The following is a 16,998-nucleotide window of genomic DNA, read 5'->3' as shown; positions in this document are numbered from 1 at the left end:
GTGGGGTTCAACTCGAAGACGGGACATCAGACCTACACGATCGCTCCTGCGATGTCTGTGACCGACGATGATTCCGGTGCCGCAGCCGCCGCCAACTACACCGAAGCGGCGACGGAATCACTGCTCCCGGCAGAAGCGGGAACCGAGCCGCCGGCAGCGCCGCCGACCGAGTCGGCAGAAGTCGCAGCCGCGACGCAACAAGTAGCCGACTCGGCCAGCCTGCCCTCCGAACCGGCCCCGGACACCGGTGAGGAGAACCCGGTCCTGCTGAAGGACACAGAAGCGGCTGCCGAGCCAGAACCGCCAGACATGGCCGCGGCTGACCAGACCACAGTCACTGAACTCGAAGAGCAGTCCGGTACCGAGCAGAAGGCAGACCCCCAACCCGGTGTCGACCAGACACCTCTCGATCGCTGGCCCGATGCGCTCATTGCGGTGCCAGAAGCACCGCCAGAGGGGCTCGCCACCGGCACCCCCGTGCTGATCGGCGGGGAGGACCTCAAGGACTCAACGGCAACGCTGATGGCGTACGTCTCTGACGAAGGCCCGCGCGAGGTGCTCCTCGCCACCGTTTCGGAGGAGGCCGAGGCGAAGATCTTCGATGCCCTCAGTGGGTCGGTCGGCAAGACCGTTCCGGTCACCGTGCAAGAACCCCTTGACGGCCGACTTCCGGTCGATGAGGAGGAGCAACTGTATGAGATGACAGCCAAGGCTGCCAAATCCGTGAACCACAAGCTCAGCGCCCAGATCGAGATTCCCGAGCACACTCAGCAGTACGTCACCAAGGCAACCCAGGCCCTGGACGGGGTGATCAACAATCCCGAAAGCACCGACGACGAAGTAGCGATGGCCAAGCACTACAAGCAGTTCACCGAAGCTGCTCAGAAGGTCATCGACGGTGAAGACACCAGCAAGGTGTCGTTCGTGACGCCGCATGAGGTGCACGGAACGGTAGCCGTCACCAAACAGGTGCCAGCGCCCCCTGAAGACGGAGGCCTGCAAGGAACTCAAAGGAACGCCACGAGAATCCAGCCCAAGCTGGATCCCGTCACAGGGATATCGTCATGGGATGGCGTCGCGCGCTCCCAGTCTAACGGCCCTGAGTACGCGATCGATCTCGGGGAGGGCTACACAGCCGTCTACCGGCCCCATGCCGGAAACGGCAGCCACCACGAATACTCGATCCGGGGACAGTTGGAGATCCACGCGCCCCAAGGAGCCGGTCACGGTCACGAACTCGTTCAGCGGCTCGGGCAGATTAATCTGGTCAACCGGCCCATGACGGCAGCGGAAGGAGAGTGGACGTACCTGCGCAACAACATCACCGCACAGGGGTTGGAATCGACCCCCCACGTCAACGCCGCAGTTGCCAGCGCCCGGCACCTGGAAGACATGCAACTGCAGGAGATCTTCCATGCCCGATCACGCGAAGCCGTCGGCATGGACCAGGCGGGACTGCAGAGGCTGGCGAAGGAGTTCCAACTGGAGGCGGCCGCGCGCTGCCTCCCCCAGAAGGTCAATCTCGTCAGAGACGCAGTGGCCAAGGCCACCGGGTACACCTCTGGTGCCGAACTCGCAGCGCACCCCGGCTACGAGCCCGTTCCACGCAAGACCGCCGGCTGGCTGACCTGGGGACGTTTCGACGTCACCACCAAACAGGCCGCGGTCGAGAAAGCCTTCGCCGGCAAGGGGCTGAAGCACAGCATTCACGAAAACAACTTGGTCGACATGTTCAACACGGGGGTGCTGGCCTCGACTGAGCGCCGTGCGACGATGGGCGTGGAGCCCGGAAAGGGGTGGAGCGAAGACGCTGACAAGAACTCCGGCGGAGCCAATTCGGTGTTCCTCCGCGTCCACAAACCCCACGATGGCCAGCAGGAAACCGGGCTCTTCTGGGACAACCCAGCAAAGATCCTCAACCGCAGTGACTTCTACGCCTACAAGTCCGACATGTACGGCACAGCAAAGAGTAACTCGGTTCCCCCTATCCGTGACCCCTTCGAGGCCGCGAAACTCAACAAATACTCCAGCAATGAAGTGATGATTCCGCACGGTCTCGACCTGCTGGGTGCTGACGCGCCCAGCAGGATCGTCACCAACTCGTCCAAGGTCAAGAAGCGGCTGCTCGACATGTTCGCATCACGGGGGATCACCCACCTGGGCGCCAAGCCGGTGGCTGAGGTCGTCCAGTAAACAGCGAATAGCGAAGGAGAACACACGATGACGGACCCTTGGCAGCAGCGCCTGGTCGAGCTTCTCAAGGGAGAGCACGACACAACGAGTCAACCCGGTGCCGCAGGCGCGGAACTGATCGTGACCGATGGTGAAGGGCAGGAGGTGTTCCGCGCCCCCCTGGCCCGCCACCACCGCTTCGACAAAGAAGCCCACGATCTCGTCTGGGTCCGACCCATCGCCGGTGGCTACGCACCCGTGGACCCGGCCACCGAAGCCGACTACCTCTTCAGTCTCAACACGATGCGGCGGCGGGCCCTGCACTACCAGAGTGCGCGGTTGGAGGACGGAGAGGTCCTGCTGATCTTGCATACGGGGCTGACCGCCAGAATCACGCCAGCCGCCGGGGCCGCACGCACGCACCTGTGGCTGTGGGACGAGTTCTGCGCCAACGAACTGGACTCCGGCGAAACGGCCGCGCTGGCCGACCTGCAAGAGGATTCCTGGCACGGCCCCCACGCGTAAGACACGCTCCCGTCTCAGCCGCCGGTAACCGCCACCCGGCAAACTCGGCGATCCCGAAGCGGCCGGTGCCCCGCTTCGGTCACCTTCACCCCCTCACGGCTCCCTCTACTTGGCATGAAGCGCCGGAGCCAACAACGCCGATACCGGGAGATCGAGCGTGCCCTCGCCGAGGTGTTCGCTCGCGATCTCTTCACCGTTTCCGACCCTGGCAGGCGCACCGAACTCCTCGAGCTGGCGGCGATGCTGCTGGATGAGATGGCCGATCTGCATCCGACCCTGTTCGGGCCGCTCGCAGTGCCCGACGAGCACGGGCGCCCGGTCGTCTCCGTGCTCCTGGCGCGTGCCGATCTCCTCTGGCTTCTCGCGGCAACCGAACTCACCGCGGTCAACGGCCTGTCTCCGCTCTGGACGGTGGCGACCCCTTCCCCCGAAATGCGCGGATGGACAGCGTTGGCAGCCACGCCCGACCGATTGAAGCGCGCCCTCACGTTGACGGTCCTGCGCCCGATCGTTGAACACAGGGTCGGCCGGTCCGCTGCAACGATCTTGTCCATCGTCGCCGGCAGCGAGCTCACCCTCGCTGGCGAACCCGATGGCAAGGTCGATCAAGGTAAATGATCACCGTAGTCGTGGCTGGTCACCAGCAGAAGTTGAGGGCGGCGGACCAACCACGACCTGAGCGCTGATGTCCGCTCAGGTCGTGGCTGCTGTCCCCAGTCGCCACCGGGGCTTGACCCTCAGATCGATCCAGCCCGTTTCACGTCGTCACCTTGCCCGGGGTTTCCCGCACCTCTGTCAAGTGAACCGGGCAGACCCGCCCCTCGGCCCTGCAGGAACCCAATGGGTGTAGAGGTGACAACGAAGGTGACCCTTCAGCGCAGTATCGTGATCGTTTGCATCGCGGTGTGCATCGCCGGAAGTACGGTCTGGCTTCTGCACCCTGCCGAATCCACCGAAACCCCGCGGCGGCCCGGAGCGCCGTCGCCCCCCGCCTCGGTGCCGGCCACCTCAGTACCGTCACCGCCACCCACGTCACGAGCGGCGTCACCGCATCCCCGGTCCAGTGACCCATACCGCCTGCTGCCCAACTCAGCACAGCAATTTCGGGATGCCATCAACACGGTCCAAAGATTCGCCAGCGCCTACGGGACGTACCGGTGGAATGAGGATCCGCGTGACCATGTGGCTCGGCTTCGGCAGTGGGCCAGCCCGGAACTCCTGCGTGATCTGAGTGGGCTCCTCACGGCCCCCGGGCTCATCGACGACCGCCGACGGGCGCGACGAGACGCGGTGGCCGACGCCTCGGCCACCAGCATTCGTGCCCTCACTCCTTCATCGATCGTCTTCGTTGTCACGGTTCGGCAACGCACCACCATGCAGCGGGCCCGAGCGGCGACCGACACCCAGTTTCTCGCCGTCGAGGTCCAGAAGGCCTCTGACCGCTGGCAAGTCCAAAGCGTGGAGCCGGCGACATTGACCGACAGGGATTTCCAATGAGACTGCCCCGCTGGCATCCGCCGCGTTCCATCCTCCAACAGGACGCGGGCGCCGTCGGCGCCATTGGCTGCGTAGTGGTCGCTACGCTCGCGCTCCTGGCGGTACTCGTCGCCGTGCTCATCCCGATGACGTTCATGTCGTTGTCCCCGCCATCGAGTTGCGACAACCCCGGACTGGTCGGAGGGCAGCCATCCCCGGGCGGAGACGCGCAAGCGATCCCCGCCACCTACCTTCAGCTCTATCAGAAGGCCGGTGAAGAGTACGGGTTGCCCTGGACTCTGCTCGCCGGCGTCGGCAAAGTGGAAAGCGGCCACGGAACCAGCAACGAGCCCGGCGTCCACAGCGGAGAAAACTACGCTGGTGCGGGCGGCCCAATGCAGTTCCTGGCCTCCACCTGGAACAGTTTCGGTGTCGATGGCAACCAGGACGGCCGCGCCGACCGCTACGACCCAGCCGACGCCATCCCCGGCGCCGCGCGCTACCTCCAGCACAGTGGCGCACCGGAACGAACTCGCACCGCGTTGTACGCCTACAACCACTCTTGGGGCTACGTCAACCTGGTCCTCGCCTGGGCCAAACGATACGGCGGCGCCCGTGCCCTCCCCACCGTCGATCCTGCCGGTGTTCCACAGGACAACTGCGGAGCGCCCGGCCTGGGCTCCATCCCCGCATCGGGATTGGTCGGACGGATCATCGCCTTCGCCATGGCGCAACGAGGAAAGCCGTACGTCTTCGGCGCCGCCGGGCCGGACGCCTGGGACTGCTCCAGCCTCATCCAAGCCGCCTATCGCAGCGTCGGAATCAGGATCCCCCGCACCACCTTCGAACAATGGCCCTTCGGGATTCGCATCCCCAAAGGTGCCGAACAAGCGGGAGACCTCGTCTTCTTCAACTCCGGACCGGGGACATCGACCGGCAACCCTGGCCACGTCGGCCTCGTGATCGACCCTCAGGCAGGCACGATGATCGTCGCACGGTGTTCGTCATGCATTCCAGCGATTGGCGTGCAGAACTACAAGACACGAAGCGACTGGATTGGCGCTACACGCCCCCTCGCCCGCCCGGACATTCGACAGAAGATCAACTCTGTCGACCGCGCCCCCGCGGCGCTTGCCGGCAGCCCCTCGGCCCGATGATCGCGCCCCGGCGAGGCAGGTCCGCAGATCGCCGACCCCACCCGCATGGTGCCGTCAACGCCTCCCCAAGGCCAACAGGTACGGTGCCCTGGCGAACACCACCGGCGAGACCACGGGCACCCGCGGGGACACGGCGCTGCCGGCGCCAGCCGCGTGGACGCGCATCCCGCGCTCACGCGGCGATCACCAGCTCCATCCGGGCCGCGTCGAGCGCGGCCCGGACCGTGGGACATCTATCGACGATCGCGTTCGCCGCATCGCTGAGCTCACAGAACTGGCCGATCCTCACCATCTGGGCCCCGGCCAGGCCCCCCAGTCCGCCGGCGCACAACAGCCGCGCACAGAATGCACCACCCCCGTCGCGGACCACCGACCCCAGAGCCGGCGGAACACCATCGAAGTCCGCCACCGCCTGCACGACGTCGTAGCGATCCGGCTGGCTGCCGAGCCTGAGCTCGACCGCGATCACGTGCGCCGAGACCACCCGCGTCCACAGGGCTGGCAGCACTCCTGTTGCATGCTCGCCGCAAACGGAGAACGCGCCGGTGAGGCCAGGGGCGAACTCCACGACCGCCTGATGGGTCGACGGCCGATCACACGAGATGCTATGGGCCGCAGTAATAGCGGCACACGCGAGTACGGTCACGGTTCTCCCCTCATCTCATCTCCTTGACTTCTGGATTGAGTTCGTTCGAGGCGGCGCTCTCACCTCGGCAGGCGTGGCGGTGCGGTACAACCGCGGAGTGCTTGGAGTACGAGTCCCACAGGGCAGCTGCGGAGGTCGTCGCCGACGTCGGTGACGTCCAGCGCCGATGGATGCGAAGTCGCGCTGCTCCTATTCCACCCAGAGGACAAAGGGCGCCGCCGGCGCCACCCCCAAGCGGGCGGCGTGGGCCTAACGATCAAGCCGGACCAGCGACGCCCGAGGCGGTGGAAGGCCAAATCAGGGAATACTGTACACCAGTATAGCATGGTGGCTTGATCTGGAATCGGGGTCGTCGCGAGGTCACCTCGTCAGAACGGCGACCAAACCCGAGTTCCAAGCGGCGGTGGCAGCAAAGACCAGCACACACCCCACCCAGACGGGGCCGTGCTCAGTCGACGAGTTGGTCCCGAACCACTGCGGGCCTCGCAACGCTCGAGACCATGGCCAGCCGAGCGGGCACCCACCATAGGTGATCATGTCGCCTGCGATGTGGGTGAGCACACCAAGGAGCAGGGCAGGCGCGACAACCCGCAGGTCGAGGTGCCAGTAGATCAGCGCGGCGGTGAGCGGAATCGGCAGGAGGTCGTCGAAGTTGCCCACGGCATACAGGGGCGACCGCCTCGCGAATCGAGTCAGGCGGGCCACCGCTGAGAGGGCGAGAACGATCACCACGGCGAGTGTGGCAGTGCCGAGCACCCGCCCCCAGCGAACGACCACCAGCCCTAGAACCGTGACCCCGACCAAACACACAGCAGTCACGGCGAGACGCCGGCCTCGGCGGTCGCCAGCGACAGGGCGCCTGCTACGGCGCCTCGGTTCAGTCGTGGCCACAGCCGCGCCGATCGCCATGAGCAGGGCGGCCGCGCCGAGGCCGGCTAGCAACCAGACACCGTTGCCGGCGTACAAGGCGGTACTGCCGAACACGAGCACCGCGAACGCGGCCGCGCCCAGGAGCGAATGGGTACCCCGGCGGTGGCCACCCGACAGTCGGCCGATCACGACAGCGAACCCGCGGGTGAGCGGACCGAACGTCCGACTCACCCCGGATCCGGGATGGTCGATGTCTGGAAGCACAGCCCCACCAGCGCACACGGCGGTGCCGAGCGCGAGTTCGGCGAGGGAAAGGGGTGTCACATAGGAGGCGACGGGAGCGGCAAGCCCGAACATCATCGCACCGCTCAGCGCGTGAGTCCTGCCCATCATCGCACCCCACCGCCCCGCCTATTGGTGGTGGAGACGGGCCGAGCGAGGTGCGCGCACTCCGGAGCGCAGCCGTTGCGGCACCAGCGGCAGCCGGCGTGGGATGGACACCGGCCATCCTCGCCGCGGGCGATCGGGCAGAGCAGAAACTCGCAGACGCAGCAGTCGGGGGCAGGACGGCCGCGCCGCTGCGGGCATCCCGGGTGGGGATAGACGCACCAGTGAGCGCGAGAGCTGCGGCCGAAGGTCACTCCGCCCGGCTGGAAGGCGGCCACCGCCATGCCGCGCGCCAGCGCGTTGAAGGCTTGCGCGGACTCACCGCGCTTCTTGGAACGAAACTGCAGGACGTCGCCTTGAGATGCCACGATGTCGACTACACGACGCGCTTCACCGATTCGCCGGTCCACGGACCAGTCCTTCATGCCCTCGATATGGAGGGGGACGGCAGCTTCCAACGCGATGATCAGGTGCGCCTCGGTGTCGTCGGTGCCTTTCAACATGAGTAGGTCCTCCTTTATCTGCTGAGGATGTGCTCCCGGGGCGAATGCATGGCCTCCGGCGGCTGTCTTCGGTTCCGGTTATCCGGTTCTGGATTCCGGTACTGGCAAGTCGGCTGTCACTGCAGCCAATTCGCTGCACGTAGAGGCGCGCAATGCTTGGCCGCTGCGCTCGGCGTGTTCGGCGATGGTGATGCGGCCGTCGACGCTGTGCTGAACGAGGTCCGCCAGGACTTGCTCCCGGTCGAGGCTGGTCACAGGGGTGCTGGAGTACGGTGCTGTACTCCTGCTGGGCCGAACCCACATCAGTGGCCTCGACCTCCGCCGCCGGATCCCCCACACGGCAGTTCCAAGGATGACGGGCACTCCGAGCGGGACCCGTGCACGCAGAATCCGGCCGGCGATTTTGGTGGCCCGTGCAATGGTCGTCACGATGGAGTCCTTGAATTCACCGACGATGTCGAGGTGCTGTGTGAGCCGTCGAGCAGCGCGTCCACCCGCGCGGCGACGTCGCGTTCACGAACCAGGTTCCGGATCTGCGAGATGACGATCCCCCGGGCGACATGCTCCGGCACCCTGGGTTCTCCCGCGATTCCTTGGATGGAGAACACTGGCTCGTCTTCGCGGGACGGCCGGTTGCGGGTGACGAGGATCACCGTGGGGGTGCCGTGGCCGGGGATATAAGCGCCCGAGGTGTCGATCACCCAGCGCAGGTCAAGGCCATGAAGGAACTTCTCGATATACGGCTTACCGAATTCGCGTTTCATGAAGGAGTTGGCGGTGAGCTGCGCGCACCATCCACCTGGGCGGAGCAGTTCGACCATCAGCTCGTGAAACGGGAGAGCCAGCGGGAACTTCTGATAGCACGTGTTCGGGTACTTGGAGCGGATCGCAGCCCGTGTCGTCGCGTCCTTGCAGGTGATGTAGGGGGGATTGGCGATCGCGACGTCGTAGGAGCTGCGTTTGAGCAGCGGTGATGAGTCGTCGAGCAGCGCGTCAGCCGCAACGACCTGGACCGGCAGGTCGTGAGGCAGATCGCAGAACCGGCCTCCGGTCATGGCGGCCGCCAAGGCGCACAGCCGATACCGGGCGATCAGCGCGGCGTAGGGATCGAGATCGACGCCGTGTACTTGGGTGAGTGCTGCGACAACCCGATCAAGGGAGTCCTGGCGACGTGGAGCCTTCGGGTGCAGCGAACGCCATGCCTCAATTCTGAGGAAGGCTTCGACCAGAATATGACCGGTCCCGCATGCCGGATCGATCATATTCAGAGTCGGCAGTTGGTCCCAGCCGGCCTCGTCAACCGCATGATCCAAGGACAACTGAAGGAGTAGATCCGTCACGCACTGCGGCGTCTGGCACAGGGCCCGGTTCTTGCGTGCGTCCACGGACAGCTGCTGGTAGAGGTTCCCGATCCGGTATCCATCCGGCACGGCGGGAAGATCAGCGACGGTGTGCGCGTCGAAGAGACGACCAATCATGGCGGCGTCGGCATCGTCCAGGCCAGCGGTCCACATGGAGTTGACGTCCGGGTCAGCGAAGCCGGCCAGCGCCGGATGGGTCGAGGAGAGAAGCTCGCACTGCTTGCGGATCGCAGCGGCATCGTCCAATGGGACGGACGGGATCAACCCGTACAGCCCCGCGTGGCTCAGGACCGCGCCAGTGTGGACCCATCCGACTGCGGCTTGCTCCCCCAGCTTGCGGGCCAGCTGCTTAACCAGCTGCTGGCCGGCCGCCCACAGCTCGCTCTCTCCGGGACGAGACTGGGCCACCGCGTCGCGCCAGGTGAGGCCAGAGAACCCGGTTATGCCGATCATTGGATTCCCCGGCCGCGGACGAAGCCGTGCGTGGCCGCGTTGCGGCCGCCGAGCAGGCCGATCCACATTCGGGGCGGCGCAGGAGCGCCACGTCCGGAGAGATCCCCGATTTCGGAGTAACAGGGCACACAGAGTCCTTCCCAAGGAGCCAGGCCGCTTACCTGACCTACTAAGTGTACATCGGTTTAGCTCCGACAGCGACAGTGATGTCGCGTACGTCGGCCCCGTACAGGTGTGCAGAGTCACGGAAGAGGCTGGTCCCTGGTGTCACTCAGCCAAGCACCAAGCCGCCTTTGGAATATAAACCGGTGTACAGTATTTGGGTTAAGGGCGTCTCTCCGTGCCGAGGTGAGGGCACGACAGCAGCGCCCGGCACCCGTCCACCGCACCGCCCCCGCACCTGCGGCATTCAGCTGCGGCACGCACTGCGGCGGCGGGCGCCGGCACCCATGCGAACGACGCCAACCACCGTTCCACGATCGGATCCGGCTCCCCATCCACCTTCATGCACGGCTCATCGGCCTCCAGCGTCGCCTCCCGCCGCAGCGCGGCCCGTACCCTCGCTGGGTCCGCGGCGATGATCCTGCGGCAACTCAGCAACTCCTCCAGGTGCGGGCGGAGCTCCGTCCACCGCACCCCGACCCGCGGCGCCGGCCCTGGTGTGTCGAGCAGTTCGTCCAGCAGGACGGTCCCGGTCATATCGAGCGCGGCGATCTCCTGGACGCGGCCCTCCCCGGTCGTGCGGACGTCCAGCACCACCCTGTCGTCGGCGGGTTCCAGGTGTCCCATCATCGGCTCCTCTCGGCCAAGCCGCCTGAGTTCACAGATGCGTGGAAAGCGCACACACTCCGAACGGTACGGGCATGCACCGACACCCCACGTCTCGTGGGCCATAGCAGTCCGGCAGAGAAGGCCCAGGTGGCAGGGATCAGCGACACTAAACTGGTCTACATCCTGCACCGCCTGTCCGGTGGGTGGGGGCCGGCGGCCCCAAGCAGTGAACGGGATCAGACGCGAGTCGGCCTGCCGCGCTGGAGTGCACGGCCCCCATCCATTGACCCACCGGCAGCCTCGCGGGCTTTCGGCTACGGTCCGGCGCCCCGCATCCTCGGCGAACATGCAATCCTACGCGGCCGTGCGGAGGTGCCGTATTCGGGAGTGGCCTCGCCTAAGTCCTCGGGGTGCGTGCCGCCTGAGGAGGGCATTCGCAGGCGTAGCCTGCGACGGCGCTTCAGCCGGGGGCGGCTGGTTGTGACGGTTGTGGTTCAGGAAACATCGGCGAACTCCCCAAGCATGGGTATACCGGTGTACAGTAGAGGGGTGGGTAAGCGACCCATTTCCTGGGAGGTAATCCATGATCGACTCTGCCGCGCCGGGCCGAGGGAAGACACCGGGCAGCCGCGCCGCTGCGCACATCGCCGACCTCCGCAGCCGAGCGCACCTCGTCTCCAACAGCGTCCTGGCCGAGCTGGCCGGAGTGAGCCCGGAGACCATTGGGACCATCGCGCGAGGGCAGCGCGACACCATCCCCACCACGACGCACAACCAGATCCTCGCGATCACGGTGGACCAGGCCGCGCGGGCCGCAGGGTACGTCCCCGCCGCCGCTGCCGCAGCGCACGTCCGCCGCCTCCTCCTAGCGGGGCCGCCCATCACCAGGCAGCGGATCGGGAAATCCGCAAAGGTCGGCACCGCCTTCGTGGATGCGCTGCTGGACACCTCACCCGCGTTCATCCCCGCCAAGCACGCGCGGCGGCTGGAGACCTTGCTGTTGCGCGGGGAAGGGGCCGACACGCGCCTCACCCTCCCCAACCCGTCCACACCGCGCCGCCGCGTCCCGGTGAAACCGTCACGCGACCACCTCACCCGGCTGCTCACCCAGGTATTTCAGACGTCCCGCCCGATGCTGGCCCGGCAACTGCAATCCCACGAGGCCACCATCACCGGGATCCTGCACTCCTGGGAGGCGGTATCGGCCGACCTGGAACAGCGCGTCCTGGCCATCACCCCCGAACATCTGGCCGCCGCCATGAACTACGTCGACGCCGACGCGGCCCTGACCAACCTCACCGAGCTCCTCGACAACGGCTCCGAGGACGCGGTCACCACCGCCACGATCGCAGCCGCAGCAGGCGTCAAAGAGAACCTCGTCATCAAGCTGCTGCACACCCGGCCCGACTACATCCCCATACCCCTGGCCGCCGCCCTCGCCGCCGTCACCATAGAACGGGCCCGCGGACGCCAAGCGCGAGTGCCTGCCGACACCACCATCGCTCACCTGCGAATGCTGTTGGACACCGTCCCCGGCGCATCCAAGATGATCATCGACCGTGCTGCCGGACTGGCGCCGTCCACCACCTGCAGCATCCTCACCCGCCAGCAGGCGGTAACCGCCCGCACCCGCGGTCGAGTCCTAGCGTTGACCGCCGACGACCTGGTCGCCTACATCGCCGGGCTCGCACCTGCCGAACCCGCGCTCAACGCAGTGAACCGGCTCCACCGGCGAGGCTGGTCCACCCACGACATCGCCCGCGCCGCCGACCTCAACCCCCGCACGCTACGCAGCGCCCTCACCAGCCACGACACCCCGACCTGGCTGCCGAAGACACTCGTCGATGCGGTCACCGACGCCGCAGCCCGCATCGGAGACCAACCCGGCCCCAGCACCCCCATCTCCGCCGCCGAACCCCGCCGCCTCGCCCGCAGCCTGGCCGCACAGCAGTGGAGCCCCGAACGGATCGGACGGCTCATCGACTACCCCGAAAGGGCCGTCAGGATCCTCATGACCTCCGACACCGACACCGTCGAACTCGGCCTCGCGGCTGGCATCGCCCGGCTCGCGCGATGCCTGGAAGGCGCCCACCTCACCCCAGACCAGTGCGCGACCAAGCACGGCTGGACACGCCTCGCCGAACGGTTCCGCCGCCACGCCCCCGGCGCCGGGCCCATCCAAGGCCCCGACCCCCAGGCAGCAGTGTGGGCACGCGGCAACGGCTGGCACGCCCTCGCCGCCTTCGACGACGACCAACTCGCCGCCGAAGCGGTTCACGCCGGGGCCGGTGAGCACAGCCCGGACGTGGAACAACGCGCCGCGCAGATCCTCACCGTGTTGCGGGCATCCCTGCCTCGCGCATCCGCGCTGGGCCTGCATCCCCCCACCTCCCACCAGGTCACCGACGACACCGGCGTCCCCGCCCATAGCGTGGGCCGGATCTGGCGTGACGCCCGCTACCACACCCGGCAGACCGGCGGACAGTACCTCGACGAGGGCATGCCCGCCCGCATCACCCAGATCAAGGAAGCGCTGGCCTGGTACGACTCCAGTCCCGCACCGACCGCCGCCGAAGTCGTGGCGTCCCTCGGCATCCCACAACAGGGCTACCCACCGGCCGCCAACAGCGACCGACCCGCCCGCCGCGAACACCAACACACGGTTGAACCCGACCCGACAGCCCGGTACGCGACCATGCCGGTCAGGGGCCCCGGCGTCCGCCCAGCGGCCTGAACCCCCGGACGTGGCCCGGTGGGCGGTGTCCAGCGGGTCGGCGACGCCGACCCGCTGAAGGCGGCGCGGGACCTGCTACCCGACCCCAACCGGCCGATCGAGTCGATCGCCCGGCTCCTGCACGTGCCGCCCGGCATCCTCTACAACCACATTCCCGACCTGAAGGAACTGCGCGCCGCCGGCCGCGCCCGGGCGGCCGACGAGACCACGGGAGGATCTCGATGAGCGTCCGACTCTCGGACCGGCAGCGGGAGGTGCTGCGCGCCATCGCTGACGGGAACGTCCGGGACCGCCGTCACCTGGCGTGCGGCTGGGCAACGCGGCGCGTCGACCAACGTTCCTCTGGCCGCGGCGGGGGCCTCGGCATGGACGTCGGCCGGACAGTGGAGGCATTGCGCCGACGTGGCCTGGCCGAACGTGGCGAAAGGATCGCCGAGGGCCCTGACATCGGCGAGTATCCATGGAAGGTCACCGACGCCGGCCGGGAAGCACTGAAGAACTCGCAGGGATCCGAAGCGATGACCGACGTTCCACCCCTGCCCATCCGGCCTGCGATGGGCAGCCCGGAATATCGCATCTGGAAAGGGTTTCGTGTCGCCACCATCCACCTCGACCGAGACCGAAAGGTGTCATCGATCGTGGCGGTCGCAGGCCGCGGTGCCTACGAAACCGCCGCCCGCATTCTCGACACAGTCCAGGTGGACGAGATCGCGATGGACCCGGCCGATGAGTATGCAACCGAGCTGACCATCACCCTGCCCTCCTCCGACGTGCACCGCCTGGCCTCGGACCTCTTTGCAACCGGCGCGGAGATTCACGAAGCCCTCACACAAACCATCGACCTCTTGGAAGGGGCCCAATGAAGATCCACACCGACGCTGACGCAGCGATCGCGCAGGCCGCGAAGCTCGATAGCGCCTACATCCTGCCCTCGCTGCTGGCCAAGGCGGCAGCCGCGCTGGCCGACGTCCGCGCCGTACTCGCCGACCGGCACGATGTCACCGGCGCCGACACCGCCCCCTACGGCGAAGACGCCCTCGCCGGGCGCATCCTGGAGGCGGTCGTCAGGTCCGCGCGGCGCGCATCGACCACCCGGCCCGTCGACCCCATCGAGCTGCTGGGCGCCGTGGCACGGGCCGCCGCCGAGCGGCTGGGCGTGCCGGTCGCGCCGGTCGAAGGACCGACCGGGGACAACCCCGCGCACGGGTACGTGATCCTGCCCCGTCAGTCGGAGACGCCGCCGTGGGGGCCGTCCGGCGAGGCGCCGCTGCTGGTCAAACTTTGCCGATACGACCACGGCAGGGGGCCGGAGCCCTGGGAGTGGACCATCGCGCCGGACGTGCCCGGTGGAACCATCGATGGGCTGGAAGTCGCCGGACCTCCGCCCTGCCTCGACGTCGCGGCCGAGGTCGGGGCGCTCGCCGCCGAGGCCCTCACCGGCACTGTGACGCTGAGGCGCCGTTAGTCCGTCAAGTCTTCGGTGCGAACAGAACGCGGTGTTCGAGGTCGAGCCGGGTGCCTGGGCCTGGTCGGGCGGTGTGGGTGATGTAGGGCGAGACGGTGGCCAGGTCGTCCAACGGGACGCTCTGGCCCTCGGCTGCGCCGTTGGCACCAACCATTACCAAGGCCGCACCCGATGGGAGGCCACAATCTCGACAAGGATGCTATACCGGTATACACTATGAGGGTTGGGTAAGCGGCCCAACCTGCCAGGAAGGTGAACCACGGCATGTCCTTGGTCGAGATCTACCCCGCCGCCCACGACGTTGTGGTGGTGAACATCCCGGCCGGAACCGCCCTGCGCATCCACCACCCCGCCGGAGCTCGCGACTACATCGCGGCCCCCAGCGACACACGTCTCGTTGCCGCAATACCCGGCGACAGGGACCACCTCGGATGGGGAGCCGGCATCGTCCGGTACGGCAGCGCCCACATGATCCGCAACGGGCATCACAAGCGCGACCGTCCCCTCTGGCACGAAGCCCACCGCGCCGTCCGTGAAGGCGGAACCGCCCTCATCCAGCATGTCCGCCGCGATGTTCACGGCCGTCCCCGGTGGGACGCCGTGAAGGTCCACAGTCAGGTCCGCCACTGAAGACCATCCGCACGACCCGCGAAGGAGCGCCCCCGGAATGGCTCTAACCGCCAAACAGGCCCGCGCCCACAACCACGGCGCACGGTTCCTGCCCGCCGACCCCGACAACCCCGAAACCCTGCCCTGCATTCAGCTGCCCGACGGTCGACAGTGCTACTTCTACTACGACGACAGCGGCATCCTGAACATCTCCGTCCATCTCGACGGTGACCTGGACGAGGACGTCTCCGTCCAGGTCACCGTCGGCCCCACGGTCGTCTTCCAGGACATCACCGACCTGCCCGCCTGGGGCGAGATGAGCGACCGGGACAAGGGCGCCGCGCTCATGCACGTCGCCAAGCGCAACGACGAAGGCGACACCTACGCCATCGAGAACTACCCGTGCGTCTACTTTGACGACTCGCGCCTCACTCGGCTGACCGCCGAGACCGCGAGCGGCCACGCCGCCAGAACCGTTGGCGACACCGACGAGATCGTCGAGACGATTGGGCAGGACGAATACGAACGGCTGTACGACATCGCCTACGACGCCGACAGGGCACGGTGACGCACATGACCGCCGCGCCGGGCAGACCCGCGACCGCGGGTCTGCCCCCGCAGGCCGTGTTCGACCGAGACCTCGAGCGGTCCAACGCCCAGTTCGGAGACGCCGGCGCCGTCGTCACTCACGACGATGGGACCCGCAATCGATCCGCCGGGTCCGGTATCCCCACCCCCGAGCGGCCGGTTCAGCCTCCGCGATTGTCGTCGCACGCCGCGAGCACGCCGAATGTTCACCGTCGGCTCCGACGGACTGACCGGCTTGGAGCGGCCGGCGCGGGCGCTCGAGCTGACCACGGAGGCCAACCGTGGCGACGGCACCCGCGAGCGGGAGATCACCGCCTGGTCCCCCATGACGGTGGCCACGGCACCCCAGGGTCGCCGGCAGCCCGGCGGCATGGTTGGGCTGCTCTACTAGTGCCCGCCGCCCCGGCTGCCTGTGCCCCCCGCCATGCAGAACGGGTCCCACATCAGGACCGAGCTCATCAGGGAGGGGCGCAGCCTCGTGCGCGTCATCGCCCAGTGGAAGGTGCCGGGACACGCATTGTCCTGGTCCAGTTCGTTGACGGCTCGACGGCCGTCACCCCCTCACGCCCGCTCCGCCGGGCAGACAAGGAGATGTCATGACCACCTACATCACTCTGGTCGAGGACGGCCCCAACGTCGGGATCGGCTCGGTCATCGAAGAAGATCCGATCGCCGTAACCGACCCGCGCATGTTGCCCTTCAGCGAGCTGCTCTTGGACGTGGAACCGCCCATGCTGGAGGAGACCATCACCGGCAAGACCGTGGTCAAGCTGGTCACGGTTGAGCCCCTCACCGGCCCCACCGAATGCGGAAACGGTGAGGCCGTATGGTTCGAGGCGCCGTCGTGGCGGGTGACCGGTGACGCGTCCTGGCAGGGTGTGTTCGGCCCGCAAGGCGAGCAGGTGATCGAGGCGACCACGCTGTGCGCCGAGAAGCTGCACGGCGAGTTCGATGCCGATGGCGACGACCCCGAGGACCGCTACTACAACCTCGTCGAAGACACCCTCGACGAGATGAACGACGCGCAGGAGCGCGCGTTCGACGCGCTGGCCAAGGAAGGCGCCGACCGGTTCTGGTGGTCGACGTACGCGTTCGCGTGCACCTTCGGCCACGAGATCGTGGCCATCGCCGCCCGCGACCTGATCGACACCGTCGACGGCTGGACCGCCGAGGCCCACGACCTCCTCACCGCCCCCTACCGGGCCGCGTTCGGCGACGCCGCGCCCGGCGCCAAGAAGATCTGCGCCTGACGCCCGGTCAGGCGGGGACCCAACACCACCG

At 67.4% G+C, this 16,998-nt stretch carries 19 protein-coding genes; 13 read left to right on the top strand and 6 right to left on the bottom strand.

Going from position 1 to position 16,998, the window contains the following annotated elements; translation table 11 throughout:
* From ACTWPP_RS28030 to ACTWPP_RS28010, 5 genes are all read left to right on the top strand, one after another.
* Window positions 1–2,193: a hypothetical protein gene (locus ACTWPP_RS28030; RefSeq protein ID WP_443107377.1), complete on the top strand. Its 2,193-nt coding sequence runs from the start codon at window positions 1–3 to the stop codon at window positions 2,191–2,193.
* A 27-nt stretch (window positions 2,194–2,220) separates the two neighbouring features.
* Window positions 2,221–2,697: a hypothetical protein gene (locus ACTWPP_RS28025; RefSeq protein WP_443107376.1), complete on the top strand. Its 477-nt coding sequence runs from the start codon at window positions 2,221–2,223 to the stop codon at window positions 2,695–2,697.
* A gap of 114 nt (window positions 2,698–2,811) precedes the next feature.
* On the top strand, window positions 2,812–3,315 hold the full coding sequence (locus tag ACTWPP_RS28020) for a hypothetical protein (RefSeq protein WP_443107375.1): 504 nt from the start codon (window positions 2,812–2,814) through the stop codon (window positions 3,313–3,315).
* 672 nt (window positions 3,316–3,987) lie between these two features.
* Window positions 3,988–4,194 (top strand): hypothetical protein, encoded by a 207-nt coding sequence (locus tag ACTWPP_RS28015; RefSeq protein WP_443107374.1) that lies wholly within the window; start codon window positions 3,988–3,990, stop codon window positions 4,192–4,194.
* Window positions 4,191–5,330, top strand: a complete 1,140-nt coding sequence (locus tag ACTWPP_RS28010) for a C40 family peptidase (protein WP_443107373.1) — start codon at window positions 4,191–4,193, stop codon at window positions 5,328–5,330. The genes ACTWPP_RS28015 and ACTWPP_RS28010 overlap by 4 nt, the downstream gene beginning before the upstream one ends.
* A gap of 172 nt (window positions 5,331–5,502) precedes the next feature.
* On the opposite strand, the gene ACTWPP_RS28005 is transcribed toward ACTWPP_RS28010, so the two are convergent.
* The 6 genes from ACTWPP_RS28005 to ACTWPP_RS27980 all read right to left on the bottom strand — a co-directional run bounded on the left by ACTWPP_RS28005 (window position 5,503) and on the right by ACTWPP_RS27980 (window position 10,339).
* On the bottom strand, window positions 5,503–5,898 hold the full coding sequence (locus ACTWPP_RS28005) for a hypothetical protein (RefSeq protein WP_443107372.1): 396 nt from the start codon (window positions 5,896–5,898) through the stop codon (window positions 5,503–5,505).
* 438 nt (window positions 5,899–6,336) lie between these two features.
* On the bottom strand, window positions 6,337–7,236 hold the full coding sequence (locus tag ACTWPP_RS28000) for a metal-dependent hydrolase (RefSeq protein ID WP_443107371.1): 900 nt from the start codon (window positions 7,234–7,236) through the stop codon (window positions 6,337–6,339).
* Window positions 7,236–7,736, bottom strand: a complete 501-nt coding sequence (locus ACTWPP_RS27995; RefSeq protein WP_443107370.1) for a hypothetical protein — start codon at window positions 7,734–7,736, stop codon at window positions 7,236–7,238. Before ACTWPP_RS27995 ends, ACTWPP_RS28000 begins: the two co-directional genes overlap by 1 nt.
* A gap of 78 nt (window positions 7,737–7,814) precedes the next feature.
* Window positions 7,815–8,039, bottom strand: a complete 225-nt coding sequence (locus ACTWPP_RS27990) for a DUF1707 SHOCT-like domain-containing protein (RefSeq protein WP_443107553.1) — start codon at window positions 8,037–8,039, stop codon at window positions 7,815–7,817.
* Between the two features lie 122 nt (window positions 8,040–8,161).
* Window positions 8,162–9,550, bottom strand: a complete 1,389-nt coding sequence (locus tag ACTWPP_RS27985) for an Eco57I restriction-modification methylase domain-containing protein (protein ID WP_443107369.1) — start codon at window positions 9,548–9,550, stop codon at window positions 8,162–8,164.
* A 324-nt stretch (window positions 9,551–9,874) separates the two neighbouring features.
* The gene (locus tag ACTWPP_RS27980; RefSeq protein ID WP_443107368.1) at window positions 9,875–10,339 is read right to left on the bottom strand and encodes a hypothetical protein; all 465 of its coding nucleotides are present in this window, start codon (window positions 10,337–10,339) and stop codon (window positions 9,875–9,877) included.
* A gap of 565 nt (window positions 10,340–10,904) precedes the next feature.
* Between ACTWPP_RS27980 and ACTWPP_RS27975 the strand changes: the two genes are divergently transcribed.
* The 8 genes from ACTWPP_RS27975 to ACTWPP_RS27940 all read left to right on the top strand — a co-directional run bounded on the left by ACTWPP_RS27975 (window position 10,905) and on the right by ACTWPP_RS27940 (window position 16,967).
* Window positions 10,905–13,055: a hypothetical protein gene (locus ACTWPP_RS27975; RefSeq protein WP_443107367.1), complete on the top strand. Its 2,151-nt coding sequence runs from the start codon at window positions 10,905–10,907 to the stop codon at window positions 13,053–13,055.
* Between the two features lie 18 nt (window positions 13,056–13,073).
* Window positions 13,074–13,280 carry a hypothetical protein gene (locus ACTWPP_RS27970; protein ID WP_443107366.1) on the top strand — a complete coding sequence of 69 codons (207 nt, stop codon included), beginning with the start codon at window positions 13,074–13,076 and terminating at the stop codon, window positions 13,278–13,280.
* A complete protein-coding gene (locus tag ACTWPP_RS27965) occupies window positions 13,277–13,918 on the top strand; it encodes a hypothetical protein (protein WP_443107365.1) in 642 nt (213 codons plus the stop codon). Before ACTWPP_RS27970 ends, ACTWPP_RS27965 begins: the two co-directional genes overlap by 4 nt.
* On the top strand, window positions 13,915–14,520 hold the full coding sequence (locus tag ACTWPP_RS27960) for a hypothetical protein (RefSeq protein ID WP_443107364.1): 606 nt from the start codon (window positions 13,915–13,917) through the stop codon (window positions 14,518–14,520). Before ACTWPP_RS27965 ends, ACTWPP_RS27960 begins: the two co-directional genes overlap by 4 nt.
* Window positions 14,521–14,784: 264 nt before the next feature.
* Entirely contained in the window at window positions 14,785–15,150 is a 366-nt protein-coding gene (locus ACTWPP_RS27955; RefSeq protein WP_443107363.1) for a hypothetical protein, read from the top strand.
* A 37-nt stretch (window positions 15,151–15,187) separates the two neighbouring features.
* A complete protein-coding gene (locus ACTWPP_RS27950) occupies window positions 15,188–15,697 on the top strand; it encodes a hypothetical protein (RefSeq protein WP_443107362.1) in 510 nt (169 codons plus the stop codon).
* 222 nt (window positions 15,698–15,919) lie between these two features.
* Window positions 15,920–16,108 (top strand): hypothetical protein, encoded by a 189-nt coding sequence (locus tag ACTWPP_RS27945; RefSeq protein WP_443107361.1) that lies wholly within the window; start codon window positions 15,920–15,922, stop codon window positions 16,106–16,108.
* 205 nt (window positions 16,109–16,313) lie between these two features.
* Window positions 16,314–16,967 (top strand): hypothetical protein, encoded by a 654-nt coding sequence (locus ACTWPP_RS27940; protein ID WP_443107360.1) that lies wholly within the window; start codon window positions 16,314–16,316, stop codon window positions 16,965–16,967.
* Window positions 16,968–16,998 lie beyond the last annotated feature (31 nt).

Origin of the sequence: Actinomadura sp. 3N407 (assembly GCF_052245875.1) — a bacterium.
Classification (GTDB): domain Bacteria; phylum Actinomycetota; class Actinomycetes; order Streptosporangiales; family Streptosporangiaceae; genus Spirillospora.
This window is presented reverse-complemented; position numbering and strand designations above follow the sequence as displayed.